General features: G+C 40.2%; 27 protein-coding genes and 3 pseudogenes. 14 read left to right on the forward strand and 16 right to left on the reverse strand.

What is annotated here, in order from left to right:
* The first annotated feature begins 47 nt into the window (after positions 1 to 47).
* Positions 48 to 3,698, forward strand: a complete 3,651-nt coding sequence (gene rpoC, locus BN1875_RS01875) for a DNA-directed RNA polymerase subunit beta' (RefSeq protein WP_048603178.1) — start codon at positions 48 to 50, stop codon at positions 3,696 to 3,698.
* Between the two features lie 82 nt (positions 3,699 to 3,780).
* On the opposite strand, the gene BN1875_RS01880 is transcribed toward rpoC, so the two are convergent.
* Positions 3,781 to 4,473 carry an A24 family peptidase gene (locus BN1875_RS01880; protein ID WP_048603179.1) on the reverse strand — a complete coding sequence of 231 codons (693 nt, stop codon included), beginning with the start codon at positions 4,471 to 4,473 and terminating at the stop codon, positions 3,781 to 3,783.
* A gap of 109 nt (positions 4,474 to 4,582) precedes the next feature.
* On the opposite strand from BN1875_RS01880, the gene BN1875_RS01885 reads away from it, so the two are divergent.
* Entirely contained in the window at positions 4,583 to 5,293 is a 711-nt protein-coding gene (locus BN1875_RS01885; protein WP_048603180.1) for a DUF5105 domain-containing protein, read from the forward strand.
* 94 nt (positions 5,294 to 5,387) lie between these two features.
* Entirely contained in the window at positions 5,388 to 5,855 is a 468-nt protein-coding gene (locus tag BN1875_RS01890; RefSeq protein ID WP_048603181.1) for a Dps family protein, read from the forward strand.
* 46 nt (positions 5,856 to 5,901) lie between these two features.
* On the opposite strand, the gene argH is transcribed toward BN1875_RS01890, so the two are convergent.
* Positions 5,902 to 7,275: an argininosuccinate lyase gene (gene argH / locus BN1875_RS01895; protein WP_048603182.1), complete on the reverse strand. Its 1,374-nt coding sequence runs from the start codon at positions 7,273 to 7,275 to the stop codon at positions 5,902 to 5,904.
* 99 nt (positions 7,276 to 7,374) lie between these two features.
* The gene (locus BN1875_RS01900) at positions 7,375 to 8,589 is read right to left on the reverse strand and encodes an argininosuccinate synthase (RefSeq protein ID WP_048603183.1); all 1,215 of its coding nucleotides are present in this window, start codon (positions 8,587 to 8,589) and stop codon (positions 7,375 to 7,377) included.
* A gap of 398 nt (positions 8,590 to 8,987) precedes the next feature.
* On the opposite strand from BN1875_RS01900, the gene rplM reads away from it, so the two are divergent.
* Both rplM and rpsI read left to right on the forward strand, forming a co-directional pair.
* Positions 8,988 to 9,434, forward strand: coding sequence for a 50S ribosomal protein L13 (gene rplM, locus BN1875_RS01905; RefSeq protein WP_053082145.1), 447 nt, complete (start codon positions 8,988 to 8,990; stop codon positions 9,432 to 9,434).
* Positions 9,435 to 9,449: 15 nt separating this feature from the next.
* The gene (gene rpsI, locus BN1875_RS01910; protein WP_048603184.1) at positions 9,450 to 9,842 is read left to right on the forward strand and encodes a 30S ribosomal protein S9; all 393 of its coding nucleotides are present in this window, start codon (positions 9,450 to 9,452) and stop codon (positions 9,840 to 9,842) included.
* A gap of 174 nt (positions 9,843 to 10,016) precedes the next feature.
* Here rpsI and BN1875_RS01915 read toward each other — a convergent pair whose 3' ends face one another.
* From BN1875_RS01915 to BN1875_RS01945, 8 genes and pseudogenes are all read right to left on the reverse strand, one after another.
* Positions 10,017 to 11,252: a tyrosine-type recombinase/integrase gene (locus tag BN1875_RS01915; protein WP_048603185.1), complete on the reverse strand. Its 1,236-nt coding sequence runs from the start codon at positions 11,250 to 11,252 to the stop codon at positions 10,017 to 10,019.
* A gap of 68 nt (positions 11,253 to 11,320) precedes the next feature.
* Positions 11,321 to 11,596 carry a helix-turn-helix domain-containing protein gene (locus BN1875_RS01920; protein WP_048603186.1) on the reverse strand — a complete coding sequence of 92 codons (276 nt, stop codon included), beginning with the start codon at positions 11,594 to 11,596 and terminating at the stop codon, positions 11,321 to 11,323.
* Between the two features lie 16 nt (positions 11,597 to 11,612).
* Complete coding sequence (locus BN1875_RS01925) at positions 11,613 to 12,644, reverse strand: replication initiation factor domain-containing protein (RefSeq protein ID WP_048603187.1); 1,032 nt, start codon at positions 12,642 to 12,644, stop codon at positions 11,613 to 11,615.
* A complete protein-coding gene (locus BN1875_RS01930; RefSeq protein WP_048603188.1) occupies positions 12,619 to 13,131 on the reverse strand; it encodes a hypothetical protein in 513 nt (170 codons plus the stop codon). The genes BN1875_RS01925 and BN1875_RS01930 overlap by 26 nt, the downstream gene beginning before the upstream one ends.
* 495 nt (positions 13,132 to 13,626) lie before the next feature.
* Positions 13,627 to 13,881 (reverse strand): annotated as a pseudogene (locus BN1875_RS01935) (hypothetical protein); the annotation flags it as partial.
* An 886-nt stretch (positions 13,882 to 14,767) separates the two neighbouring features.
* Entirely contained in the window at positions 14,768 to 15,013 is a 246-nt protein-coding gene (locus tag BN1875_RS01940) for a GlsB/YeaQ/YmgE family stress response membrane protein (RefSeq protein WP_007207901.1), read from the reverse strand.
* A gap of 43 nt (positions 15,014 to 15,056) precedes the next feature.
* Positions 15,057 to 15,182: a hypothetical protein gene (locus BN1875_RS13875; protein ID WP_007207902.1), complete on the reverse strand. Its 126-nt coding sequence runs from the start codon at positions 15,180 to 15,182 to the stop codon at positions 15,057 to 15,059.
* 17 nt (positions 15,183 to 15,199) lie between these two features.
* Complete coding sequence (locus BN1875_RS01945; protein ID WP_048603190.1) at positions 15,200 to 16,093, reverse strand: SDR family oxidoreductase; 894 nt, start codon at positions 16,091 to 16,093, stop codon at positions 15,200 to 15,202.
* A gap of 242 nt (positions 16,094 to 16,335) precedes the next feature.
* On the opposite strand from BN1875_RS01945, the gene BN1875_RS01950 reads away from it, so the two are divergent.
* The 5 genes and pseudogenes from BN1875_RS01950 to tnpA all read left to right on the forward strand — a co-directional run bounded on the left by BN1875_RS01950 (position 16,336) and on the right by tnpA (position 20,068).
* Complete coding sequence (locus tag BN1875_RS01950; protein ID WP_048603191.1) at positions 16,336 to 17,277, forward strand: magnesium transporter CorA family protein; 942 nt, start codon at positions 16,336 to 16,338, stop codon at positions 17,275 to 17,277.
* A 290-nt stretch (positions 17,278 to 17,567) separates the two neighbouring features.
* Positions 17,568 to 18,143: an alkaline shock response membrane anchor protein AmaP gene (amaP, locus tag BN1875_RS01955; protein WP_048603192.1), complete on the forward strand. Its 576-nt coding sequence runs from the start codon at positions 17,568 to 17,570 to the stop codon at positions 18,141 to 18,143.
* 12 nt (positions 18,144 to 18,155) lie between these two features.
* Positions 18,156 to 18,356 carry a DUF2273 domain-containing protein gene (locus BN1875_RS01960; RefSeq protein WP_048603193.1) on the forward strand — a complete coding sequence of 67 codons (201 nt, stop codon included), beginning with the start codon at positions 18,156 to 18,158 and terminating at the stop codon, positions 18,354 to 18,356.
* A 44-nt stretch (positions 18,357 to 18,400) separates the two neighbouring features.
* Complete coding sequence (locus BN1875_RS01965) at positions 18,401 to 19,099, forward strand: Asp23/Gls24 family envelope stress response protein (RefSeq protein WP_231586060.1); 699 nt, start codon at positions 18,401 to 18,403, stop codon at positions 19,097 to 19,099.
* A gap of 513 nt (positions 19,100 to 19,612) precedes the next feature.
* A pseudogene (tnpA, locus tag BN1875_RS13455) lies at positions 19,613 to 20,068 on the forward strand (IS200/IS605 family transposase).
* A 226-nt stretch (positions 20,069 to 20,294) separates the two neighbouring features.
* Here the strand turns inward: tnpA and BN1875_RS01975 are convergent.
* The 5 genes and pseudogenes from BN1875_RS01975 to istA all read right to left on the reverse strand — a co-directional run bounded on the left by BN1875_RS01975 (position 20,295) and on the right by istA (position 23,437).
* Positions 20,295 to 20,783: a hypothetical protein gene (locus BN1875_RS01975; protein ID WP_048603195.1), complete on the reverse strand. Its 489-nt coding sequence runs from the start codon at positions 20,781 to 20,783 to the stop codon at positions 20,295 to 20,297.
* A gap of 491 nt (positions 20,784 to 21,274) precedes the next feature.
* Positions 21,275 to 21,634 carry a DUF1304 domain-containing protein gene (locus tag BN1875_RS01980; RefSeq protein ID WP_048603196.1) on the reverse strand — a complete coding sequence of 120 codons (360 nt, stop codon included), beginning with the start codon at positions 21,632 to 21,634 and terminating at the stop codon, positions 21,275 to 21,277.
* 88 nt (positions 21,635 to 21,722) lie between these two features.
* Positions 21,723 to 21,890, reverse strand: a pseudogene (locus BN1875_RS13460) (site-specific integrase); the annotation flags it as partial.
* Positions 21,891 to 22,011: 121 nt separating this feature from the next.
* A complete protein-coding gene (locus tag BN1875_RS01985) occupies positions 22,012 to 22,200 on the reverse strand; it encodes a hypothetical protein (RefSeq protein ID WP_048603197.1) in 189 nt (62 codons plus the stop codon).
* A gap of 10 nt (positions 22,201 to 22,210) precedes the next feature.
* Positions 22,211 to 23,437, reverse strand: a complete 1,227-nt coding sequence (istA, locus tag BN1875_RS01990) for an IS21 family transposase (RefSeq protein WP_048603198.1) — start codon at positions 23,435 to 23,437, stop codon at positions 22,211 to 22,213.
* A 177-nt stretch (positions 23,438 to 23,614) separates the two neighbouring features.
* Between istA and BN1875_RS01995 the strand changes: the two genes are divergently transcribed.
* The 4 genes from BN1875_RS01995 (at position 23,615) to BN1875_RS13600 (ending at position 25,982) form a co-directional block, all read left to right on the forward strand.
* Complete coding sequence (locus BN1875_RS01995; protein WP_048603199.1) at positions 23,615 to 24,586, forward strand: helix-turn-helix domain-containing protein; 972 nt, start codon at positions 23,615 to 23,617, stop codon at positions 24,584 to 24,586.
* Between the two features lie 20 nt (positions 24,587 to 24,606).
* A complete protein-coding gene (locus tag BN1875_RS02000; protein ID WP_048603200.1) occupies positions 24,607 to 24,954 on the forward strand; it encodes a TIGR04076 family protein in 348 nt (115 codons plus the stop codon).
* Between the two features lie 275 nt (positions 24,955 to 25,229).
* Positions 25,230 to 25,466 (forward strand): hypothetical protein, encoded by a 237-nt coding sequence (locus BN1875_RS13595; RefSeq protein ID WP_053082140.1) that lies wholly within the window; start codon positions 25,230 to 25,232, stop codon positions 25,464 to 25,466.
* A 207-nt stretch (positions 25,467 to 25,673) separates the two neighbouring features.
* Positions 25,674 to 25,982 carry a hypothetical protein gene (locus BN1875_RS13600; RefSeq protein WP_053082141.1) on the forward strand — a complete coding sequence of 103 codons (309 nt, stop codon included), beginning with the start codon at positions 25,674 to 25,676 and terminating at the stop codon, positions 25,980 to 25,982.
* Positions 25,983 to 26,048 lie beyond the last annotated feature (66 nt).

Raw genomic sequence — 26,048 nt, forward strand, 5'->3', positions numbered from 1 at the left:
ATGATGCGCACGATGCTTGCCATGAAATGAAATGGAGGGAACCCCTTTTGATCGATGTAAATAAATTCGAAAGTATGCAAATAGGCTTGGCTTCTCCCGAAAAAATCAGAAGCTGGTCTTACGGGGAAGTAAAAAAACCTGAGACCATTAACTATCGTACGTTAAAACCTGAACGGGAAGGCCTATTCGACGAGCGTATTTTCGGTCCAACGAAAGACTGGGAATGTGCCTGCGGAAAATACAAACGGATTCGTTATAAAGGAATCGTTTGTGACCGTTGTGGCGTGGAAGTCACTCGTTCGAAAGTCCGTCGTGAACGGATGGGTCATATTGAATTAGCAGCACCAGTTTCACATATCTGGTACTTTAAAGGTATTCCTTCACGAATGGGTCTTGTTTTAGACATGAGCCCACGGGCGTTGGAAGAAATCATTTATTTTGCGTCGTATGTCGTGATTGAACCCGGCGATACGAACTTAGAGAAAAAACAACTATTGACTGAACGAGAATACCGTGAAAAACGGGACCAATACGGTCAAGGATTCAGTGCAGCAATGGGTGCTGAAGCAATCAAACAATTGTTGGATGCCGTTGATTTGGATGGAGAAGTTGCTGAACTGAAGGAAGAATTAAAAACTGCTTCAGGTCAAAAACGGACCCGTGCAATCCGTCGTCTGGATATTTTAGAAGCATTTCGGGCTTCCGGCAACAAACCAAGCTGGATGGTCATGGATGTTATTCCAGTTATTCCGCCAGATTTGCGTCCAATGGTGCAATTAGAAGGTGGACGGTTTGCCACTTCTGACTTGAATGATTTGTACCGTCGGGTAATCAACCGGAACAACCGTTTGAAACGTTTGTTAGACTTGAACGCCCCAAATATCATCGTACAAAATGAAAAACGGATGCTGCAAGAAGCGGTAGACGCGTTGATCGATAACGGTCGTCGTGGTCGTCCCGTGACTGGACCAGGTAATCGTCCGTTGAAATCTCTTTCTCATATGTTGAAAGGGAAACAAGGTCGTTTCCGTCAAAACTTACTAGGAAAACGGGTAGACTACTCTGGTCGTTCCGTTATCGTTGTTGGTCCGTTCTTAAAAATGTATCAATGTGGTCTGCCAAAAGAAATGGCGATCGAATTGTTCAAACCATTTGTTATGCGGGAATTGGTTTCTCGTGAACTTGCTTCAAACATTAAAAATGCCAAACGCAAGATTGAACGTCAAGAAGACGAAGTATGGGACGTTTTAGAAGATGTTATCAGAGAACATCCAGTTCTGTTGAACCGGGCACCTACGCTTCACAGACTTGGTATCCAAGCCTTTGAACCAGTCTTGGTTGAAGGTCGCGCGATCCGTTTGCACCCATTGGTATGTGAAGCCTACAATGCCGATTTCGATGGGGACCAAATGGCGGTTCACGTACCGTTGAACGAAGAAGCACAAGCAGAAGCACGGATGCTGATGCTGGCTGCACAAAACATTTTGAATCCAAAAGATGGAAAACCCGTTGTTACACCTTCTCAAGATATGGTTCTAGGGAACTATTACTTGACGATGGAAGAAGACGGTCGTGAAGGGGAAGGCATGCTCTTCCGGGACATGGACGAAGCCGTGACTGCATGGCGCAATGGTTATGTCCATCTGCATTCTCGAATCGCTGTTGATCCAAGAACCTTGGGTGAAAAACCATTTACAGAAGAACAAAAAACACGCTTGATGGTAACGACTGTCGGTAAAGTCATCTTTAACTCGATTATGCCGCCGGAATTTCCTTACCTAAATGAACCAACTGATTTCAACTTGACGGTACAAACACCGGACAAATACTTTGTTGATGCTGGAACAGACATTCCTGCTTTTATCAAGGAACAAGAATTAGTTGGACCATTCAAGAAGAAAAATCTGGGAAATATCATCGCTGAAGTCTTCAAACGTTTCAAAGTAACTGAAACATCAATGATGCTTGACCGGATGAAAGATTTAGGATACAAACATTCTACCCATGCCGGGATTACTGTAGGGATTGCCGATATTATGGTTCTTGCTGAAAAGCATGATATTATCGATACTTCCCACAAACAAGTTGAAACCATCACGAAACAATTCCGTCGTGGATTGATTACAGATGATGAACGCTATGAACGGGTAATCGGTGTTTGGAATGCTGCCAAAGACGAAATTCAACAAAAATTGATGGAATCTTTGGATGCGAAAAATCCAATCTTCATGATGTCTGACTCTGGTGCCCGTGGGAATATCTCCAACTTTACTCAGCTTGCTGGGATGCGTGGATTGATGGCGGCTCCTAATGGTCAAATCATGGAATTGCCAATCATTTCTAACTTCCGTGAAGGACTTTCTGTCTTGGAAATGTTTATCTCTACTCACGGAGCTCGTAAAGGAATGACCGATACCGCGTTGAAAACCGCCGATTCCGGTTACTTGACTCGTCGTTTGGTTGACGTTGCCCAAGATGTAATTATTCGGGAAGAAGACTGTGGCACAGACCGCGGGTTGGATATCCGAGCAATTCGTGAAGGCAATGAAATCATCGAATCATTAGGCGAACGTCTAGTGGGTCGTTACACACGGAAATCAGTGATTCATCCAGAAACCGGTGAAGTTATTGTTGGCAATGATCAACTTATCACTGAAGATTTAGCAAAACAAATCGTGGAAGCTGGAATTGAAACAGTTTCAATTCGTTCCGTCTTCACATGTAATACTAAACATGGCGTATGTAAACATTGTTATGGTCGAAACTTGGCTACTGGGAATGAAGTCGAAGTTGGTGAAGCAGTCGGAACAATCGCTGCCCAATCAATCGGTGAACCAGGGACTCAGTTGACCATGCGTACCTTCCATACCGGCGGGGTTGCCGGGGACGATATCACACAAGGTCTGCCTCGTGTTCAAGAAATCTTTGAAGCACGTAATCCGAAAGGGCAAGCGGTGATCACTGAAGTTACTGGTGAAGTCATCGACATCTCTGAAGATGCGGCTACACGGAGCAAAGAGGTAACCATCAAAGGAACCACTGATACTCGTACCTACACAGTGCCTTATACAGCTCGTATGAAAGTTGCTGAAGGTGATTACATTCATCGTGGTGCTCCATTGACAGAAGGATCAATCGATCCAAAACAATTGCTACAAGTTCGTGATGTTCTGTCTGTTGAAAACTATCTGTTGCGAGAAGTCCAACGTGTTTATCGGATGCAAGGGGTAGAAATCGGCGACAAGCATATCGAAGTAATGGTTCGTCAAATGTTGCGTAAAATCCGGGTAATGGACCCAGGTGATACAGATATCTTGCCAGGTACTTTGTTAGATATTGCGGACTTCAAAGACCGTAACTATCAAACCTTGATTGCCGGCGGTGTTCCTGCCACCTCTCGTCCAGTCTTGTTAGGAATCACAAAAGCGTCCTTGGAAACAAACAGCTTCTTATCTGCTGCTTCCTTCCAAGAAACGACCCGTGTCCTGACTGACGCTGCGATTCGCGGCAAGAAAGATCCACTGCTTGGCTTGAAGGAAAATGTTATCATCGGTAAGATCATCCCAGCCGGAACTGGTATGGCTCGCTACCGGAACATGGAACCAAAAGAAGTAGCTGTTGCAAGTGAAAATGTTTATAGTATTTCAGACATTGAAGCTCAAATGGCTGCGGAAGATGCCTTGCGTAATCAAGACTAAATAAGAAGCGTCGCTGATTGAAAGATCAACGGCGCTTTTTTTGTGGAGGAAAGAATTTCTGCCGATTAATGGAGTGGAATAGCTAAAAAGGGTAACGCAGAAAAATCACCAGCAAGCCTCCCAGCAGGCAGGGGACGAAGGGCAGCTCCTTTAGCGGACGTTTCAAAAGTGAGGAACAACTAAACAGCACTAAACCAAAGAGACTTGCTAAAAGCAACAAGAGACAAAAGTGATACAAAGGCAACCACGGGCTCCAGGACAGCAACAGTAACAGATCGCCACCGCCAAATTTTTGCGAGTAAAACAGCCAGATGAAGCCGCTGAGAAATAGACAATACCCTATCGTCAACCACTGAAAAGAAGTTTGCTGCCACTGAAAAAACCAGAGAATCAGCGTACAAGGATAAAAAAATTTTGGTTCCACGATTTGATAGAAAAGATCTGCCAATGCCAGTAAAAAGGTTGCCAGTAACCAGAAAAAACGTAGCCAGCTCAGAACACCTGCAGTCAAAGGAGAAAACAAAAAGAATACCCCGCAAAAAATCTCGGCACCAAAATACCAAAAGGACAGCCGGATGTGGCAGTGACGGCAACGAAACCGTAAAAATAAAATCGAAAGTAGTGGAATCAATTCATACCACAGTAAGGGAGTTCCGCATGCTTCACAGTGGGAGGCAGGAAAAATAGCGGAACGATTTGCAGGAATCCGTTGTGCCAGCAAACAGAAAAACGAACCGACACAACAGCCAATCCAAAAAAATAGAAAAATTCTCATCAAAAAAGAGACTCCTTTCCTTTACTACTAACAAGTACGCAAGAGCCAGCCCTTTGCTAGACAAAAAGAACTTTTTTCTTGATAATAGAGAAGAAAGGAGAGCAAAACGATGAAAAAAATTTGGCTGATATTTCCCATCCTTTGTTTTACGTTCCTGTTGAGCGGCTGTGCCCGCGCAATTCCAGAGAAAGAGGCCGCTGCTTTGTTGGTGGATCATCTCGTTTATCAAAAATCTGAAAAGAAGTTTACTGAGAATTTTCAAGACGGCGAAGACCTAAGCAATGCCTTTCAAACGAATGAGCAAGCTTTTCAAAAAAGTTTTACGGAAGGGTTGCTGGCTGACAGCGAGATCCCTCAAGCCGAGGCAGAAGAAATCGCAGAACTATTGCTGAACCAAATGCAGAAAGAAGCCACCTACGAAATAAAAGAAATTGATGACAGTGATACGATTCGTCATGTGACTTATGGGGTAAAGGGCTTGGACTTCACAGGAATGATGGCAGCGACGTCTGAAAAATTAGTCACTGAATTATTGGCTGACGAAACCATTAGTAAAGACCAAGACAAAGTCGTCAGCGAAACCGTCCGCTTTTTAAAGGAAACGATTCCCCAAACCAAGGCAAAAACCAAAGCCATCAATGTGATGTTAGAAATGAAACCGGAAAAGGGCAAATGGCAGATTGTTGTCGGACAGACCGAACAACTGAATAACTTGTACTTGGCTTTCGTTGCCGGTGTCTCCGACCAAGAAGCGCTATTGGCGGAAATGACCACCGTAATGGAGGAAACGGCAAAAGAAGTACAGGAACAATTAGATTAGATTGAAAAGGTTTCTCACTTAGTTCGCTTTGTTGTACTTTTTCTGTTATTCATACTATGATTTTAATGGAAACAATTGAAGGAGGAAGATAGATATGAAATTTGAACAAACAAAAGAAGTCTTGAACCAATTGGTCGCTGACCTGAGTCAAATGTCGATGGTCATTCATCAAACCCATTGGTACATGCGAGGACCTGGTTTCTTAACCCTACATCCAATGATGGATGATTTCATGGATGATGTGAACGATCAGTTAGACGAAATTTCTGAACGTTTGATTACCTTAGATGGTTCTCCTTATTCAACCTTAAAAGAAATGGCTGAACATACGAAGATCCCTGATGAAACAGGACGTTGGGATCGGACGATGGAAGAACGCTTAGCAACATTAGTGAAAGGCTATCGCTATTTGGCAGATCTTTACCAAAAAGGAATCGAAGTTTCCGGTGAAGAAGGCGACGATCCAACCCAAGATATCTTTATCGGTTTTAAAACGGCAATCGAAAAACGAATTTGGATGATCCAAGCACACCTTGGCAAAGCACCCGAAATCGACGCTTAAACAAAAAAATCCCGCCAGTCTGGTTACAGATTGACGGGATTTTTTTTTAAGCGAATGTTTTTTTTGCTGCGGCAATTTGTGCCACTACTTGATCAAAGCCAGTGCCGCCCAGTGAATGACGGTTTTTGACCGCATTGTAGGAGGATAATTTATCATAGACGTCTTCTTCGATTACCGGGGTGATTGCTTGATAATCTTCCAACGAAATGTCTTGTAGGTAGATACCTTTGTGGATGCAATCCAAGACTAATTTTCCAACGATTTCATGGGCTTCACGAAACGGAATTCCTTTTCCTGCCAGATAGTCGGCTAATTCGGTCGCATTGGAGAAATCTTTTTCAGTGGATGCCAACATGTGGGCTTCGTTGACCTTCATGGTATGGATCATCCCTGCCATGATTTCCAGACTGGTCAAAATTGTTTCTGCCGTGTCGAACATGCCTTCCTTATCTTCTTGAAAATCTTTGTTGTAGGCAAGGGGCAACCCTTTCATTACGGTCAAAAGACCAAACAGATTGCCGTAAACGCGGCCGGTTTTACCACGAATCAATTCTGCCATATCAGGATTTTTTTTCTGAGGCATGATGGAGCTACCGGTAGAAAAGGTATCTGTCAACTCAACAAATTTAAATTCATGACTGCACCAAAGAATCAATTCTTCACAAAAACGGGACAGGTGCATCATCAAAAGGGAACCATTGCTTAAAAATTCCAGAATAAAATCCCGGTCACTGACGGCGTCCAAGCTGTTGCTGTAATTAGTGGCAAAGCCCAACTCTTTTGCGGTAAATGTCCGATCGATAGGGAAAGTCGTACCGGCTAAAGCGGCACTACCTAAGGGAAGCAGATCGACCCGTGCCAAGCTTTCCTGCATCCGTTGTTGGTCGCGGGTCAGCATGGAGTAATAGGCCATCAAATGGTGCCCGAAGGAAATCGGTTGTGCATGCTGCATGTGGGTATAACCCGGCATGATTGTATAAACATGTTCCTCTGCTTTTGCCACCAATACTTCACGAAATTGCTCGATTTTTTCCAAGACTTCATGAATCGTGTCTTTTAGATACAAGTGCATATCTGTTGCCACTTGATCATTTCGACTGCGGGCAGTGTGTAATTTACCGGCAACTGCACCGATTTCCTGATGAAGATAAGATTCAATATTCAAATGGATGTCTTCATTTTCAATGGTGAAGGTCAATTCACCGTTGGCAAGTTTTTCCTGCAATGTTTCTAAACCGTCAATGATGGTTTGTGCTTCCTCTTGAGCAATAATCCCAGTATGAGCCAACATTTTAACATGAGCCAAGCTGCCGGTGATATCTTGTTTTGCTAATTTTTGATCGAAGGGGATGGATGCGCCGAACGCGTCGATCCATGCTTCATTTTTGCCGTCGAAACGACCGCCCCATAATTTTGCCATTCTGCCACCTCATATGATTTTTATTTTCCTTAAAAACGGCAAAACAGAAGCTGCCGCAAATCACGGATGACTTCTGTTGCCAGGTAGAAACGTTCCTGTTTAGTTAATCAACGTTTCTTCTTTTAGTTTTGATTGTACTTCGGAATGAACTTTACTTGGCAGACCCCATAGCTTGATGAAGCCAACTGCCGCTGCTTGATCGAAGGTATCGGCAGAAGTATAAGTTGCTAATTCTTCGCTGTACAAGCTGTTGTCTGATTTCCGACCTTCAACGATCACATTGCCTTTGAATAATTTGACCCGCACCACACCGTTAACGTATTGCTGTGTGTCTTTCAAAAAGGCGATTAACGCATCTGTCAATGGGTTGAACCACAAGCCATCATAAATGATTTGGCTCAATTGTTGTTCGATAACTGGTTTGAAATGAGCAACTTCCCGAACAAATGTTAGATCTTCCAATTCTTTGTGGGCTTTCATCAAAGTGATGGCCCCCGGACATTCATAAACTTCCCGAGATTTAATTCCCACCAAACGATTTTCCACGTGATCGATCCGACCAATGCCGTGTTTGCCGGCAATCAGATTTAATTCCATAATCAATTCGGCAAGGGTATAGGTTTCGCCATTTAAAGCAACCGGCACACCTTGTTCGAAGGTGATTTCTAAAATATCCGGAACATCTGGTGTATCTTCTAATTCAGCGGTTAATTCATACGCTCCTTTTGGCGGCGTTGCCCAAGGATTTTCCAAGATGCCGCATTCGCAAGCCCGACCCCAAATATTTTGGTCGATAGAATAAGGATTATCCAAATTTGCAGGAATCGGCACGCCTTTTGCTTCCGCATAGGCGATTTCTTCTTCCCGAGACCAATGCCATTCACGTACAGGTGCAATTACTTTCAATTCAGGTGCCAATGCATTGATGGCTACTTCAAAACGAACTTGGTCGTTTCCTTTACCGGTACAACCGTGGGCAACAGTAGTAGCGCCTGTCGTATGTGCTAATTCGACTAATTTTTTTGCAATCAGTGGACGAGAAAGTGCTGAAACCAAGGGATAGGATTGTTCATAGAAGGTGTGTCCTTGCAGAGCAATCAAAGCATACTCCTGTGCAAATTCTTCTTTCGCATCGATAGCATAAGAGGCAACTGCACCAACTTGCAGTGCTTTTTCTTTAATAAATTCAGTATCCTTGCCTTCGCCGATGTCTAAGCAGCAAGCCACTACATCGTAGCCTTCATCTGTTAACCATTTAATTGAAACAGAGGTATCAAGTCCTCCAGAGTATGCCAAAATCACTTTTTCTTTCATTCTTAATCGCCCTTTCTGCGTGTAAATCAAGTTGATGACGATATAGTAACAAAATGAAAATGAAAAATCAACTGTTTTATAAATAAATATACAAAAAAATGTAGAAATTAGCTATAATATACAAAATATAGCGATATATACAATAAAATTGCATGATTTTGATTAAGAAAGTTTAAAGGGGTTTGAAAATATTTCTGAAAACTATCAATTTATTATAGAAGAAAAAAGAAATACGAAAAATTTAGTGGAGAGAAACTGGATAAAATCCAAAAACACGGAGAAATCCGTTGACTTTACCGCGTGTAGAAGGTATTATGTTAAATGGTATTGTTTGCCCCACAAGAGCCCCGGAAACTCACGTGTTTGTCAAACATTCGAAATTGAAATTGGAGGAAAAAATCTTGCGTACAACATATATGGCCAAACCAGGCGAAGTAGAACGTAAATGGTATGTAGTAGACGCAACGGATATTCCGTTGGGACGTCTTTCAGCTGTTGTAGCTTCTGTGCTACGCGGCAAAAATAAACCAACTTTCACACCTCATGTGGATACTGGTGATTTCGTGATCGTTATCAATGCAGATCAAATTAAATTAACAGGTAACAAAGCAAGCGATAAAATTTATTACCGCCACTCAAATTTCCCCGGAGGCTTGAAATCAGTCTCTGCCGGTGAATTACGTGCGAAGAATTCTCGTCGTTTGATCGAAACTTCTGTTAAAGGCATGCTTCCTAAAAATACTTTAGGTCGTCAACAAGGAATGAAGCTACATGTTTATGGTGGCGCTGAACATCCACATGCTGCACAACAACCAGAAGTCTTGGATATCACAAACTTAATCTAATAGGAGGGAATTTCATTGGCACAAGCTCAATATATCGGCACTGGCCGTCGTAAAAATGCAGTTGCTCGTGTACGTCTAGTACCTGGCGCTGGTAAAATTACTGTAAACAACAAAGATGTTGAAGAATACATCCCACACGCTGACTTGCGTGAAGTTATCAACCAACCATTTGGCGTTACTGAAACAAAAGGCGCTTATGATGTGTTTGTAAACGTAAATGGTGGAGGATATGCAGGACAATCCGGCGCTATCCGTCACGGCATCGCCCGTGCATTGCTACAAGTAGACCCAGACTTCCGTTTAGCTCTTAAACGCGCTGGCTTACTTACTCGTGACGCACGTATGGTTGAACGTAAAAAACCAGGTCTTAAGAAAGCACGTAAAGCTTCTCAATTCTCTAAGCGTTAATATCCTTTATATATCAACGTTTCAGGCACTTTCCAATTTTTGGGAAGTGTCTTTTTTTGTACGCTTAGGTACGAAAAAATGTACGAGATTTTGAATTGGCTGTTTTTAAGACCTAGGTCAGATACTATTTAATCGTTCTTTTTATCTTGTTTGATTGTTATTTTAATCTGTTATTTATTTCGCTTGCCGGGCTTCATCTAGACGTTTCTCGAATTTTTCATAAGTGGAAAGATCGACAACATTTGGAGTATTAACATATATTTCTGTCGTTTTGATATCCGAGTGGGTTAAGGCTTGAGAAATTTGCGCCATTGTTGCACCACCTTCACGAGCCAACGTACTAAACGTATGACGCAGCTTGTGTGGATTTGTCTGGGTTAGTTCCTCATGTCTTCGGCGAATGGATTTTAACCGATAATTTAAGTAATCCACATGAACCGGAATATTTACTTCGCCACTTCGATTGGCATAAGTGAAAAGAAATTGCTCCTTAGTCTGTTTAATCCCAAGTTGTAACAGTTCTTCCTTTTGCTTTTGCTTCCATTCTTTCAATAGTTTAATAAGGAATGTCGGAATCTTGAACTTCGTGGCTTTTCGACCTTTTGTGGATTTTAAATTACCAAATTTATCCTTACTTTGAATCAAACTGACATAACCATTTTCAAAATCAATATGCTTCCACTGAAGGGCATAGGATTCGCTCTTGCGGTCACCTAGGTTCAACGTTAGCATCAAGAGAACATAGTCTTGCATGATTAGTAAACCTTTGCTGTAATCCTCATTGACTGCGTCTAACCAAGCAATCAATTCTTCGGCTGTCAGTGCTTCACCGTTTAGCTGACGCTCCGCCTTTAGTTGTTGTTTCTTGGGATCACCCACGTACCGAATCACTTTTTCAATCCGATTGTATTCGATATACTCTAATAGCTCCGCAATATCAAAAATCTGATTGACGTAACTTTTGATGATTTTGATATTGGCGTAAGTTTGGGATTTTTTCATCAAAGCGCGAAGCACAAAGTCTTTATTGTCGTTTAAGAACTTGATGGAATATTCACCAAACATCGGTAGAATATGAAGACGGAAGACATCTTTCGTATTGCTAACGGTTGTGGCAGTTGGTATTTGCCTAGATCGTCCAGTAGAACCAGCAATATACATATCCAACCAAACTGTCTCATAAAACTCTTTGAATTTGATATGACCGCTTAATTCAAATGAACGAGCACTCTTTTCATTAAGCACACGTTGAATTTTTTGAGACAGGTCTTTTTCAGCCTGTTCCGCTTCTTTTTTCGTCCTAAATGTTTTGCGGTAGCGCTCGGTAGTGACACCGAGAATTTGTCGCACCTCCTTGGGGTAAAACACCTCCAATTTGTAGTGGTTGTTTTTCAGTTTAGTAATTGCCATGTTATTTCCTACTTTCTTATACGCAAACCAGAACGTAGGAATGACTACGTTCTGATTATAAACCGCTTCTAGCGAGTATAGCAATGGAGCCATTCGTCTATAGCTTGCCGATCAAACCGCACAACACCTTGAATCGTAATTTTTGGCAGGCCTTGTTCGACCCATTTGTCCAAAGTGTTGTTCGCAATATGGAGATACTGGCAAGTTTCTTTCTTGGTTAAATAGCGTTTGTCAATCGCAGTATCTTGTCGTACTTGATTCACATTGTTTAGAAGAAGTGTGTACACACTATTTCCTAGCTGTTTCATCTGCTCATCGTTCAGTAAAAATTGAACTTCGTGCATAGGCAACCTCCTTTCTCTAGTAAGAATCTTCATTTTCCAATTCCAGTATTTTTTGTTCGATAAAGGTCTGATCTGTTTCCGTGAATTTTTCTTTTCCTGTGGCTAGTAATTCTCTCAAATAAACTTCTGCTTGTTCTGGGCCATAGGCTTGTAGAAAAGCTTCGTAAATCATGGCGAGCGATTTCGAAGTGGCATTTTCTAACCAAGCTTTCTTCTTGGAAAAGGTTGGTTTTTCACGAATTACACGTAAGGGGATTTTGGGCATGTCCCCCACAAATTTATCCCACCATTTCATGTTCGGCCAACGAGCTTTGTTATGATAGTTGACGGGGCCTTTGGGTTTGGTCTTGAAGCTGTAGTGGGAAGCTAAAATGCCACGAATTACCGTATTGAGTGGTATTCCTTTCGCAAGCTTTTCTACGGCTTGCCGAGCTTTCTGATCGGTTAATTCCAGCTCCCAGCGAACCCACTCGTTGACTTGGGCAATTTCCCCCGTTTTATCGCGGATTTCTTGCTTTTTGTCATAAATCCGCAGTAGTTGCGGCTGAGCGCCAATATAAAGCGTATGGCCAGTTAGAATGCCTTTCTGTAGTTGCCCACTGTTTACTTCCCGAAAGTGGCGACTTTGAGAGCTGAGTTGGCCGTTCTTCACGTATTTTTGCAAGGTAGACACAGGAGGAGAGGAGCCGTCAAATAAATCCATTGCCAAGTCGGCACGAGTAATGGTTCCTTTGGCTTTTAGAATGGTGGCTAAGAATTTCTGCCAATGCCACCCCTCCACGCTAGACATATATTCTTCATATTGGCGACACCCTTGACCCGATAAGTTTACTAACAGATTATTGTGGTGATCACTCTGGTGAATGATAATATCTGCAAAGGAATAGTGAGAATCGTAAGTGGGAAAAGGACTCCCTTTCTTTTCCGAAGTGAAGTCAGAAAGGGCAATTCCCAATAAGTCCGCAACTTTTTCCATTGAAGAATCTGGTAATGAAAAACGTAGAAAATCGATTAGACATTCGTTACTTTGCCGGTGTGTTTGGTTCATTCACTTCTCCTAGTTGATAGGAGGTGGCACTGATTTTCAATGCTGCAAATTGCCAGGTATCAATCATTGGTTGACCTTCTCCCACAAATGATTTTTTCTGAATTTTTCGGGGATAGACATTTAAACCAGTAAAACGAATGGGAATCAACTCGCCGTCTTCATAGTTATCTAAAATGGGCAGTTCTTCTTGATGCTCGACCACAATGGTGATAGGGGAGCCGAGTTCTGTTCCGCCGTTATTCAGAACCAGTTCGACAAAAGCCCGATCATAGACTTTGAAGGTGAGGATCATTAGCCCGGTCTCTACACGTTCGCCAACATGATTCTGTTCACGTTCCATGCGCATTTGAATATCACTTTTGGCTACAACAAAACGTTGCGGGAGTTTGAATTGTTTGAGATCGAAACGTAGGCTGGCTAGATTGACAGTTTCTGAATCGTTTAGTGAGATGCTGGTTCCTTTTTGGATCATTAATTTATTTGACATGTGTATTTCTCCTTTGATTTTGAATTTAGTCTTTGTTTTAATTGGTTGAAACAAAGTAGAGTGGGTGCACGAATCAGTTGCATAAAATTTCCTCCTTTCACTAACAAGAACAATTTGGAACTCCCTATTTTCCAAAAAATGTGGAATTTCTCATAATTTTCTTTATGGATGATTTCCCTTCCATTACTACTACAATCTGAGTAGGGTAATTTTTCGAAACAACAGACAATTGAATTGACTTGTAAGAGATTCTTAAACTATTTGCTTCTTAATCGCCTCATTTCGAAAAAGTTTCTTTTTTGAGAAAACACAAAAAAGACGTGTAAACGAACTCGGCTCTGCCGCTGGCAGCCGGTCCGTTCACACGTCTTTTGCTTTTCTATTTAGCTAATTTTGACAAAAATCGAATCTTTGAAGAATGCTCATGAGGCCTTTTGTAGCAACCTTCAGAGAGATTTCTAATGAGTTCGGTACCCCCGTGTTACCCCCGTGTTACCACCGGGCATAAAGATTTTCTTCTGCCAATCGATCAATCTTACGAATAGTAAACGTTTTTCTCGTATAGGCAAAAAGAACCAACTTCATCATTGCACCCAAATCATATTCTCTTGGTCTTCCAAAAAGGTAAGGTTGTTTGATTTGAAGAGATGCCACTAACTCGTTGATAAAAAGGGCTACGTGATTTTCTTTTGGCTCGAATGAGGTACTGATGTCCAATGTAAGTTGATTCATGTTATAATTAGGATACATTTGTTTAGTCCTTTCAGGATTAAAGTGGAAGTATGGGTGGCTACCTATACTTCTTTTATTTTACCCAAAAAAAGCCCGTGAAATGAACGGAATTTCGTCATTTCATGGGCTTTTGTAAGGGACTTTTTTCACAGCCCCTACTGATTAAAAAAACGGATTGAACTTGAAAAAAAGAGTTAGATTTTTTGAACAATATTAGTAACGCTCACATTAGACTTCAGTAATCTTTTCAAGTTTTCTAGGAGCAATATTTGTTGCTACTCTTTACTTTCGAAAAGAATCTCTAAATAAATTTCATCGATTTACACAACTTCTTCAGACCAAAGAGTCTATGACGTACTTTATCACCTACAATAAAGCCATTTTGCTCTGTATCTCCAGTCGATTTTCTTATGTTACGAGGTAGTGGTTGCTGTCGTCATGTGTGAAACCTTCAGAATCAATCAAGAGCAAGTACATTTCAGTCCAAATGAAAGATATGTAGGATAACCGACATTCCTCTTCGGCTTCATTGTCGTTGCAATTCAAGCCGCTAGCCATATTCAAAGTAGACTTAGGGTAAAGATGGCGAAGGAACAAAACAAGTTTCGTTTTTAACGGCTTTTTATCCACTCTGATTGTAACAAGAGGTCATTCGTGCCCTAGGAGAAAATAGGAACCTAGCTTCAATTTCGATTCCTGAAAAGAGACTTACATATTTTCTAGTCTTGATTGAGCGGTTCAAACTATGATATTAAGTGGTATAATTTTTGGTTAGATTGAAGCAGTCAACTGATACTGATCAGTTAAGTATTGGTAAAAAAATTCTTTTACCAATCAAAAAAACCTCGACTATTAGCCGAGGCTATGACTTTTTATGTCATTGGGGAAGAACTTACAATACAGTTTAATTACTCGTCCTACGACTGAAGAAGAATGACACCACGGCAACGAGAATCACCGCTCCGATAATCGATGGTACCAATGCCATCCCGGCTAATGACGGTCCCCAAGAACCAAAGAGTGATTGTCCGATAGCGGAACCGACTAAACCGGCCACGATATTCGCAATCCAGCCCATCCCTTTTCCAGTGATGGCACCTGCCACCGCTCCGATAATCGCTCCGACAATTAATGACCAAATAAGACCCATAATAAATTCCTCCTCTATTAATTAGATTGCTTCTTTCCTAGCTTCACGACAACTTGTTCGTTTTTTCCTGTTTGCGATAGTCATCGTGTATTTCTTTGACCTTCAGCAACACCGGCAGCAAAGTCGCCACCAACGAGACAATCATCATGACTTTTCCTTGCTTTTTCATGTGCTTTCAAGTCCTTTCTATAAGTTGATTGCTTCGCCACCGGTTACCCCGTAAATTTGGGCGGTTACGTAGCTTGCTTCGTTGGAGGCTAAGAAAACATAGACTGGCGCTAATTCTACCGGCTGTCCTGCCCGCTCCATTAAAGAGTCTTGCCCGAAGACCGGTAATTTTTCTTCCGGTTGGCCTTCGTCTAGTTGCAAGGCTGTCCAAATCGGTCCCGGTGCGACACCGTTGACCCGAATGCCTTTTTTGCTCAACTGTTTGGCTAATCCCACCGTGAAGCTGGCAATCGCGGCCTTCGTTACCGCGTAGTCCAAGAGATGACCACTTGGACTGAACGCTTGCACCGAGGTGGTCGTGATAATGCTGGACCCTGCCGGCAAGTGTGGTAAGGCGGCTTTCACCGTGGCAAACATGGAAATAATATTCACATCAAAAGTATCCCGGACTTGCTCCATGGTCAACTCTGCTAAAGAAGGCTGAGTAATCTGTTGCGCCGCGTTTAACACCAGCGTGTCTAATCCGCCTAGTTCTTTCATTGCTTGAGCCACCATTTTTTCAGGTGCCGCAGCGTCGCGCAAGTCAAATGGTAGTAAGACGGCTTTGCGCCCCGCTTCTTCCACATACTTGGCCACTTGCTTGGCATCCGGTTCTTCTCCCGGATAAAACTGCAAAGCAATATCGGCGCCTTCTCGCGCATACGCAATCGCCGCCGCTCGGCCAATCCCCGAATCGCCCCCGGTAATCAAAACCCGACGATTAAGTAAGCGCTCATGACCAACATAGCTCTCTTCCCCACAGTCCGGCACAGGTTTCATCTTCTTCTGTAGGGGCGGGGTTTCTTGATCCTGTTTCGGAAATTCTGATTCATAATATAACTCCCGTGGATCCTTTAACACTGGATCTGTCATATCCTCACTCCTAACATAATGTCGATGTTACAATTCTATGTTAATATAAATTTCATTTTTTGAAAAGAATTACGCCTTTTTATGCAAAAACAGCACATCATTTGACGAAAAAAAGCAAATGCTCTATTCTGAGATTCGAGGATGAAATGTTGTTATTTACTAAAAGTAAGCGTTTTCTTATCGTTACTTATTTTATTTATTGCTTGTGGTCCATTGGTTAGAAATATTATAGGGGGATTAAGATGATTTCAACTTTTAAGATAACAGATTCTGGCATAGAAAAAGCGACCCAAGACGTAAGTAACTGGATTGTCTTGCAAAAAGCCACCAAAGTCGAACTCACCGAAATCGTGGAGAAATACGAATTGCCAAAAGACATCTTTCTCGGCGGTGACGATGCAGAAGAAATCAACCACTATGAAAAAATGAATAACGACCGCCTAGGGGAGTTGACGATTCTTTCTTTAATGAACCTAAGCGACAATCGCGAGCTCCCCATTGAAAAACGCTTAGAACCGTTAATCTTGATTTTTGCTAAAGAAATGACCTTGACTTTTGTGGGAGATAATTCAGATTTTCTGACTTCTTTTTTGACCCGTTCCGCTCATAAAGTCACGAATAAAGAGCAACTCTGCGCCTATATCATCAAACGAGCCTATGCGCATTTTCTAAAGGAATTAAAAACCATCAAAAAAATCATCGATGAGCTAGACGCAGCGGCTCGCATCACTACGAAAAACGAAGAACTCTTTCGCTTGGCAGACACGCAGCGGGATGTCGTGTATCTGGACAACACGCTGCAAGGCCAAAAAGAAACCTTGAATTACCTCTGGGAAGAAACCGATTTCGCCCAGCAACTAGGCGACGAAAATCTCGTGTACAACATCCGCTTGCGCCAAGCCCATGCAGAGGAACGAATCCTGATTTATCGTGATTTGCTTGAGACCATCGGCGGGTTGTTTTCCGATATGATGAGCAATCATTTAAACCACTTGATGAAATTCTTGGACTCCGCTACTTTAGTCGTCTCCATACCTGCTCTCGTTGCCGGCATCTGGGGCATGAATACCGGGGGACTCCCAGGCAAAGAGACAAAAAACGGCTTTTTCTTCGTGATGATCCTCGCGGTCGTTGTCAGTATCTTGACCACCATTTATTTAAAACGCAAAGACTTTACCAAATAAATCACCAAACAAGTCACTGACAAAAAAGAGGTGAGGATTCGTGAAAGAAAGTGGGCGCACAAAAAATAAGCAAACCGCGGTTACACCTAGGGCTTCTCCTAGGTTTTGACTAGCACAAGTGCTGATTTTTTACAAAAGGAGGAATCCAGATGAAGAAATTTCTAAAAATTGCGGCGGTCATTTTGGGCATTCCCTTACTATATGTGTTAATGGCCCGCAAGCAAAACCAACAAAAAACTGGTAGCTAGGGCTAGTCGCCTTCACTCTCAGTTTGTGAAAGGAGGTGCACTATGAATCGTGGGCTTAAAGCACTCGGAATCGTTCTTTCGTTACTGTTGATGTCGGTTTTACTCATGGTAATGCTCGTTACTTCATCTAGTGTTGCGTTACCTTTTCCGCTTTTCAACCGGAATCGCCTCTTGTTCAACACTTTCACCAACCAGCTTTTGCAACAATATCTTTTCTGGGTGGCGCTCGTCTTTTTCATCGCGCTTTTACTCTTGATTTTCTTCTTTCTCTTTTATCCCCGGGTTAAGCAGACCTTTGTGCTCAATAACGACAAAGGCCAACTCTCGTTGGATAAAAAGGCCATCGAAGGTTTCGTCCGCTCCAAGCTAATAGGTGTCGGTTTTGTGGGCAATCCCAAAGTGCGGGTACACGCCACCAAACGTAAAATCAACGTCAATGTGAAGGGCCAATTGACCAGAACTTCTGCTCATATCGGCAAAACTGAATTATTAATGGAAGAAATCAGAAGCGAACTCCAAGAAATACTCGGTACCACCGAGCAAGTCAAAGTCAATGTGGCGTACACGGAATTTGAGCAAGAAGATTGGCGTGCCACGAGTCATTCCAGAGTCATTTAAGGAGGGAGTACCATGAAATACTTGTTTTACCAATACAAACTCCCCATTGTCTGTGGGAGCATCGGCTTAGTTCTCGCCATCTTACTTGTCACAATCGGTTTTTTCAAGACGCTTTTGATTCTTTTACTGACCCTGTTAGGCATTTATTTGGGCTTTTACTTGGAACAAAATGAACGTTTAACCCAGCTGTTTCAACGAAATAAGCGCTACTAAACTTCGGGGCAATCATCCCCACAAACTAACTAGGAGGAATAAAAATGGTAGACAAACACAAAATGAATCGTCCTGACGACAAACTGGCAACACCGGGAGCGGTCCCTCCCCCTGCTGAAGGGATTAACGACTACGAACAAGAAGTACATGAAACAGTAAAACAATTCGAAAAAAACCGGCAACCCGCCCATGAAACCCATCCAGGCGTGAAAAAAGACGGGCCTACTTCCGACTCCGGTGACATTCGTGGCGAGTTGACCTATGACGACAAAGTTATCCAAAAAATCGTCGGCACCGCCGTGGATCAAATCGATGGCTTGTTAACCGTGGATGGCGGCTTTTTCTCGAACATTGCCGAAAAATTAGTCAATACGGACAATGTGACTTCCGGCATCGAAACCGAAGTGGGCAAAGAACAAGTTGCCGTGGACATGGACGTGGTCATCGAATACGGCCGGGATATCCCCGAGATTGCCAATCAGATTAAACAAGTGATTCATGACGAAGTGAACAACATGACCCACTTAGATGTTATCGAAGTCAATGTGCATGTGGTCGACATCAAAACCAAAAATGAATACGAAGCCGACAGCGAGACCGTGCAAGACAAAGTAACCAGTGCCGCGAAAACCACCGGCCGCTTTGCCGCAAAACAGACGGATAAAGCCAAACAAGTGGTCAATCGGGGAACCAACAAAGCCCAAGAAAAAATCGATAAAAATAATGAACCTAGGGTCTATTAAGTAAAGACAATGGTCGAATGAAACGCTCCATACGTTCTTCAATAGAATTCACTTTTTCAGAATCTTACTACGTAAAACCAGCCAGCAATCGTTTTAATAGATTGTAAATAAGCTTATGAGAAGTTCCTAAACCTGCTACTGATAAGAAATCTGGATTAAAGAAGAAAGCAAGGATGTAACTCTACTTGTGCCTGACAGTTATCACAGATTGATGCAAGAAACCTAAAGGGGATTAGTATAACGATTATTTGATACATTGATCAATGGGACCATTATCAGCGGTGTGATTACCGGAGAAGTAATGGGATGACTTGCCAGTATCGTAGCTGGCTTAGTCGACTCTGTTCTCGGGCAGTTGATTTTTAGTTCTTGTGGCCAGCCTCTAGCAGGTATCAAGCTGGCACCATCGATGCGTTTCTACGCGTGGATGAAGTAGCTTTAGCGATAAAAAACTCCTTTCGATGGACTAGTGAGTGGCTACCAACCGCTCATCGTATGGAAAGGAGTTTTTTTATGTCAAATGACGATAAAAGTTTAGCACATACTCGTTGGAATTGTAAGTATCACATTGTCTTTACACCAAAGTATAGACGGAAAGTCATTTATGGATAATTACGAAAAGACATTGAAAAAATACTAGGGAAGTTATGTGAAATGAAAGATATGGAAATCATCGAAGCACATGCAATGCCAGACCATATTCATATGCTAGTTCGGGTCCCTCCTAAAATGAGTATATCCAGTTTCATGGGATATCTGAAAGGTCGGAGTGCCATGCTAACCCATGAACAATATGCAAATCTCAAGTACAAATATGGAAACAAATCTTTATGATCAAAGGGATACTATGTGAGCACAGTAGGATTGAATCCAAAGACAATTGAGAAATATATTCGTGAACAAGAAGCGGATAATCGTATTCGGGATAGTATAAGTAAAAGAGAGTACGTAGACCCATTTAAAAAGTGAAGAGAAGTAAATGAGCGAAGGTGAGCGAGTGGCAGTCTGTTAAAAAGCCCTTTTAAGGGGCCACGAGTGTTGCCCCCTTCTAGGGGTATTAAAAATCCATCCGTTTTCACGGGTGGATGAGTTACTCTAGCGTAAATTGATTACAAAACAGATGCTTGTATAACATTTTTTAAATGTTTATTGTGTTCCTCTGACCTGTAATTCCACCTATCCAATTAAGTGATATTCAGATTCCACTTGAACCATCCCAATTAGTAATTGTGATGGTAAGAGCAGCACCAGTAGCTATTGTAATAGCACCAAATAGGATCGCAACAGCAACACTTCCAGCGTCCTTAGCCCACTTTGCTGTACTAGAGCTTAAATAAATCTTAAAGCCAGATACACTAAATGTGATACGATTACTACCTGCTCTAAGCATATCTTCTCTCAAAAGAAAGTTAATATCATCTTGTGATAACGTGTTATAACCTTGTGGATCATTCTCTTTGATGTAATTCAAAATATCGGAATTATTAAAGTACACTTCTCCCGTGGTGGGTAAAGCTTGATTTGTCATGTCATGCAGAGATAGAGATGAAGAGTCAGCTTTGACAGTATTATTGATTTCGCTAGCATATACACTTGTACCTGTACTGACGAATAATCCTAAAGCTACTACAGAGGTCATTCCTAAACAAATAAAGTTAGACTTATTCAACACTTGTACTTTCATTTTTCTTCCAACTTTCTATAATTTGTTTGGAACAACTTGGGGTTTTAACCAGGTTGATCACATCGATATGAAACAACAATAATTCAAAAAATGTAAATGTATAAAAAATAGAAGGTTAATTATTGCCATCTTCGTTAGTACTGAGGAAAATATAGCATCGATATGGGATATTAAATTATGATAAAAGGTATTTCGCCATAAATTGTGTATTCTTGAAATATAGGCAGTTAAAATAATCTATAATGGACGAGTAAAAGTCATTAAGTGGAAATAATTGTTCAATACTAGCTACTATGATATTGAGATTTAGTCTACTTTAAAGAATATTATCAAAAGAATTACAATATATAAAAGCAGCATAATTATCATATTTTTGCGAATTATCATGTTATATGATAAAGTTTGATTCAAATAGACGGAAATATAATACGGTTCAGATAAAAAGAAACAAACAAAAAGCACACTCTTAATTGACTGTGCTTTTTATTTGCTTAAAAGAATGTTGAAATAAGTGTTAAAATAGCTAAACCACCTTGGGTTAGAATAATTTTTTTATCACTTGTAATACTGCCATATAATGCCACTAAAATAATATAAATTAATAGTAATCTACTAATTTCGATTGGATTACTTGAAAGAAAAACACTATATAATAACCCAACACCAATCAAACCATTATAAATACCCTGATTTTTAAAAAGTGTGTTTAAAGCTTTGCTTTTTAACTCTTCTTTTGTCATGTTAAATACTCGACTTGTAGCGTCTGAAGTTGTAGCAAATGTTTCTAAATATAGGATATAGAAAAATTCCAAAGCTACTAAAACAATCAATACTGTTGATAATATTGACATTCTTTCTCCTTTCTTAACTATTTATTTTGATTACTATCCAACTATACGTTATTTTAAGTGAGTTGTAAAATATCTTGTAACCACCAATTTAATCTAAGGGATTGAACTTATCCAAGCTAGCTCGTATTTCTTCTTCTAATCCGATGTATCGGATAGTCACTGCTTGACTAGAATGATTCAAAATTTTCATCAATGTGGGAATATCCCTGAATTGTCGATAATACTTATATCCGAATGTTTTTCTCATGGTATGTGTGATGTTAGGATGATTTCATGGACACGATTTGGTAGAATCTAACTACTAAGAAAAGGACGTGTCCACGATGGCAAAAGCCAAGAAAAAATTTGATGAAGACTTTAAGAAGACGATCTTAGATTTAAACCAGTCTGGCCAATCGGTCGAGGAACTGGCAGAGCAATATTTCTTGATGTGTTAATTCAAATAAAGAATCAACTAGAGATTGTTCATTTTTAGCTACTTCATCTAAATGGGCAGGTAAAATTTCTTTGATACAGGTAAGATTTAAATCTGATAATTGATTTAATAACTGATGGTAATTTGACATATGAGCCTCCTTATAATTCATCGTAAGCATTTAAATTTTCTTCTACAAAGCGCTCCAACTCTTCGTCTTCTAAGTATTGGAAGACATCAGATCGAAGAATCTCAAGAGAGTCATCACGTTGATAATTTAAGGTTTTTTTGCTTAATGGGTGCGAGCGAATACATTGATGGCCATACCAAAGGAATAGACTGTCCTTACGGACATCTAAAGTTACCTCTTTACCAATATATTTCACGGGAACAGAATACTTTGAGTTTTGATATTGGACCATGGATTCAATGGAAACTTTTCTAATTACGTGTTGGGTTCTAGAAACATATCTGACTAATTCTAAACGATTGAAAGGACGCAACACCGATTGTTCATCTATAAGAAGCTTAGAGGGATGATTATTCACTGCTTGAGAACGTTCATTATTTAAGTCATTCATAAACTCATAGACGATTCGTTTTAGCTCCTGCTCATTTTCAAACTCGTAGTTAAAGACCATTAAGCGGTTAACAGTACGAGCTAAAGCTTCAACTTTGCCTTTGGTTTGTGGACGAAAAGGGCGACAAGCAATCGGATTGAATCCAGCATCTTTAGCAAATTGACGAAATTTTTCGTTAAAAACGGTTTGACTAAATTGGCTTTTACTTCTGTCAACAACTGTTTTCATATTGTCAAACCAAATTTCTTGAGGAATACCATTCCCGCAGTACTCAAACGCATTGACCAAACAATTGAAGACATTCGCTTGGGTTCGATCAAAGGTTACCTCTAAGTATTTCATGCGAGAATAGCCTAGAATATATAGAAAAAGATTGAAGTAAAAGACTTCACCATGTTTACTCACCATCTTAATATTTTCTTTCCAATCGACTTGAGCAGAAAGACCTGGCGTCGTTTCAATTCGAATGGTTGCTTTTTTTACACGCTTTTCTCGATAGTTCCGACAATATCGTTTGACGGTGGTATAGCCACCTTGATATCCTTTTTTCTTAATAAAATAATAAATTGAAGAAGCGGAACAGCTTAACTCCATTTTATCTTTAATAATTTCTTCAAAACCGCTTAATAAAAGGGGAGCAGAAGATTGTCTCTTTTTGATCTGTTCTACTTCCCCTTTAGTTCCAGCTTCATAGTAACGCTTGACTGTTCGGTAATCACAATTATATTGCTTGGCCATGGCTGCATAGTTAGGTTGAATATCGTTCATAATGTGTCGTAAGACTCCTTCTAAGACATCTTTTCGCATGAGTCACTCTCCTTGAATGTTTCATGAAAAAGAATATCAGATTTTAAATCTAACCTACATTTTCGATGGCCCTTTTCCTACATTTTATCATGGCCCTTTACAAAATTAACAAATAAAGTCAAGTATTAAAGTTCTTTTCTTAGTATAATGAAAAGTATTAGAAAGAGGTGATGATGAGTGTATGAGTGGGAAAAATCATTTCAAATGATTATTAATGAGATTGATAAATCTATTTCAAATTATAGCAATGAATCTTTAACACTTCGATTTCTTTCCAAAAAATTAGGGTATTCTGAATTTTACACAACCAAAAAGTTTAAAGAGATTCTAGGGATGACATTTCGGGACTATCTTAGACAGAGAAAATTAGCTTTTGCTTTTAAGGAAGTTAGAGATAACAATAAATCTATTATAGAAATTGCTTTTGACTATGGTTTTTCGTCGCATGAAGCTTTTACTAGGGCTTTTAAATCAACTTTTGGAATAACTCCTAGCGATTATCGAAAAGACCCCATACCTATTGTACTTCGAACAAAGCTAACGCCATATGATCGTTATTTCTTAGGCTTAGAGGAAATTGGTAAAATTAAAAAATCAGATAACGTAAAGACTTATTTTGTTACAATTTCCGCACATAAATTTTTATACATTGAGAATAAAGAAAGTAATGGGTATTGGGATTTTTGGGATAAGCAAAAAGATATTAAAGGACAAGATTATGAAACTATTTGTGGATTGTTAGATAGTGTAAAGGGAAAGCTCGACGATTATAGTGGTGAAGAAGCAAATAGTGGAAGTGGACAACTCATGGCTTATATCAGTAATCCTGAGGGACGGTTGTGTGATTGGGGATTTTCTAGAACAGAGTGTTATGGTGCTCGACTCCCTTCTAATTATCAAAAGGCTATCCCTTCACAAATGAAATTAATGGATATTCCTGAATCAGAATATTTAGTCTTTGAACATGGTGAATTTGATTATGAACAAGAAAATAGAAGTGTTGAAGAAAAAATGGAAATAGCTATGGAGACATTTGATTTTAATGAAACAGGCTATACTTATGACACTTCTGTCGGACGAATTATGTATTTTTACTTTGACCCGAGTAAATACTGGAAATATATTCGTCCCGTAAAAAAAATAAAATGAGATTTCTAAAGGAGATAATAATGAAAAAATGGTACGAAGAAGAATATGAATTTAACATTGAAGTGACTGGATTTTTAAGAGGAAATCAAACGGAACGATATTGTAGAAATGGAGAAGAAATTGGAGATACCTATTCTTGCACATATGGATGTCCTGTTAATCAAGATGGCTATGGTATCTGTTCTAAAATGATGATGATTATGTTTCCAACTATGGAAGCTGTTAGAAGTGGCGGGAATTTAATAAATATTGGCGGTCAAGATGAGTTCTCTAAAGACCTTGTATGCCCTGATGGTTGTGTTATGTTTAAACTGACCGTTAAAAAACTAGGTAATGAAAATTTTTATACAGGTGATTTCTTTGATTGATATTCCATTATTAAATTTTTCAACTTATAAAAAAAATAGTTCTAAGTGAAATTTAGAATAAGCAAGGAGAAGGTATGAAGTGGATTTGAGTCAATACCTCGGACACGATTTGTGAGAATTTTTTCGAGATTCCAGCGGGTGAGTATCTCATCGTTTCGACCAGCCGTCAAACCAAAACCGTTTGACCGCTGATCGAAGCGATGAAGTTGAAGCCCTGTGGAAATCTCGCCAAAAAAATGTAGGTGGTAGCTAGGAACTAAGCTTGCAATGCCATCTTGCATGTCGCAAATAGTAACTGTGCATTTCTAGAAGCCTTTAAAGATTATTCGGATCGTTATGTGATAATTGGTGGTACTGCTACATCACTTGTTTTACATCAAAACGGATTGAACAGTCGTTCAACAAAAGATTATGACTTAGTGATTATCGAAGAAAAGAAAGATCGGTTGTTTTATCAGGCATTTGTTGACTTTATTCATGTAGGTGGGTACACACCAAATAAAATGGATTAAAAGGGAAAACTATATCGCTCTAAAACAGATAATCCAGATTATCCAGCAATTATAGAGCTATTTTGTGTAACACCAAATTGGTTTAGTAGTACATTAAGAACAGCCCCAGTACATTTTGATGAGGATACGAGTTTATCTGCGTTATTACTGGATGAAGACTATTATGATCTTCTCGTAAAAGGAAAAATTATTGTAGATGGCTATTCAGTGCTGGACAGTAAATATCTTATTGTGTTTAAAGCAAAAGCCTGGTTGGATTTAACTAAAAAACGTGAACAGGGAACCATGCGCGTGGATAGTAGAAACATCAAGAAGCATTTAAACGATATAGCAAGACTATTAGGTTCTTTGAAAAATCTCGATCCGTTGTCCGTTAATGAACATGTACAAGAAGACATGCTGGAGTTCTTAGATGAATTACAGACACGAATAAATGAAATTCCTCAAAATGAGGATATTCCTTTTGATAAAACGCAGACATACGAGATGCTAACAGTATTGCTGCAATCTAAATAATAATTCCATCCCTCAAAGGATCTGTCATGGTTTTAATGATTTTAAACTATTATGTAATCAAAAAGG

Origin of the sequence: Enterococcus massiliensis, from assembly GCF_001050095.1 — a bacterium.
Taxonomy (GTDB): Bacteria; Bacillota; Bacilli; order Lactobacillales; family Enterococcaceae; genus Enterococcus_C; species Enterococcus_C songbeiensis.

Excerpts from the sequence above, each read along its gene's own strand:
- BN1875_RS01880 (WP_048603179.1), bottom strand. The coding sequence starts at position 4,473 with ATGAGAATTTTTCTATTTTTTTGGATTGGCTGTTGTGTCGGTTCGTTT.
- BN1875_RS01885 (WP_048603180.1), top strand. The coding sequence starts at position 4,583 with ATGAAAAAAATTTGGCTGATATTTCCCATCCTTTGTTTTACGTTCCTG.
- BN1875_RS01890 (WP_048603181.1), top strand. The coding sequence starts at position 5,388 with ATGAAATTTGAACAAACAAAAGAAGTCTTGAACCAATTGGTCGCTGAC.
- argH (WP_048603182.1), bottom strand. The coding sequence starts at position 7,275 with ATGGCAAAATTATGGGGCGGTCGTTTCGACGGCAAAAATGAAGCATGG.
- BN1875_RS01900 (WP_048603183.1), bottom strand. The coding sequence starts at position 8,589 with ATGAAAGAAAAAGTGATTTTGGCATACTCTGGAGGACTTGATACCTCT.
- BN1875_RS01915 (WP_048603185.1), bottom strand. The coding sequence starts at position 11,252 with ATGGCAATTACTAAACTGAAAAACAACCACTACAAATTGGAGGTGTTT.
- BN1875_RS01920 (WP_048603186.1), bottom strand. The coding sequence starts at position 11,596 with ATGCACGAAGTTCAATTTTTACTGAACGATGAGCAGATGAAACAGCTA.
- BN1875_RS01925 (WP_048603187.1), bottom strand. The coding sequence starts at position 12,644 with ATGAACCAAACACACCGGCAAAGTAACGAATGTCTAATCGATTTTCTA.
- BN1875_RS01930 (WP_048603188.1), bottom strand. The coding sequence starts at position 13,131 with ATGTCAAATAAATTAATGATCCAAAAAGGAACCAGCATCTCACTAAAC.
- BN1875_RS01940 (WP_007207901.1), bottom strand. The coding sequence starts at position 15,013 with ATGGGTCTTATTTGGTCATTAATTGTCGGAGCGATTATCGGAGCGGTG.
- BN1875_RS13875 (WP_007207902.1), bottom strand. The coding sequence starts at position 15,182 with ATGAAAAAGCAAGGAAAAGTCATGATGATTGTCTCGTTGGTGGCGACT.
- BN1875_RS01945 (WP_048603190.1), bottom strand. The coding sequence starts at position 16,093 with ATGACAGATCCAGTGTTAAAGGATCCACGGGAGTTATATTATGAATCA.
- BN1875_RS01950 (WP_048603191.1), top strand. The coding sequence starts at position 16,336 with ATGATTTCAACTTTTAAGATAACAGATTCTGGCATAGAAAAAGCGACC.
- amaP (WP_048603192.1), top strand. The coding sequence starts at position 17,568 with ATGAATCGTGGGCTTAAAGCACTCGGAATCGTTCTTTCGTTACTGTTG.
- BN1875_RS01960 (WP_048603193.1), top strand. The coding sequence starts at position 18,156 with ATGAAATACTTGTTTTACCAATACAAACTCCCCATTGTCTGTGGGAGC.
- BN1875_RS01965 (WP_231586060.1), top strand. The coding sequence starts at position 18,401 with ATGGTAGACAAACACAAAATGAATCGTCCTGACGACAAACTGGCAACA.
- BN1875_RS01975 (WP_048603195.1), bottom strand. The coding sequence starts at position 20,783 with ATGAAAGTACAAGTGTTGAATAAGTCTAACTTTATTTGTTTAGGAATG.
- BN1875_RS01980 (WP_048603196.1), bottom strand. The coding sequence starts at position 21,634 with ATGTCAATATTATCAACAGTATTGATTGTTTTAGTAGCTTTGGAATTT.
- BN1875_RS01985 (WP_048603197.1), bottom strand. The coding sequence starts at position 22,200 with ATGTCAAATTACCATCAGTTATTAAATCAATTATCAGATTTAAATCTT.
- istA (WP_048603198.1), bottom strand. The coding sequence starts at position 23,437 with ATGCGAAAAGATGTCTTAGAAGGAGTCTTACGACACATTATGAACGAT.
- BN1875_RS02000 (WP_048603200.1), top strand. The coding sequence starts at position 24,607 with ATGAAAAAATGGTACGAAGAAGAATATGAATTTAACATTGAAGTGACT.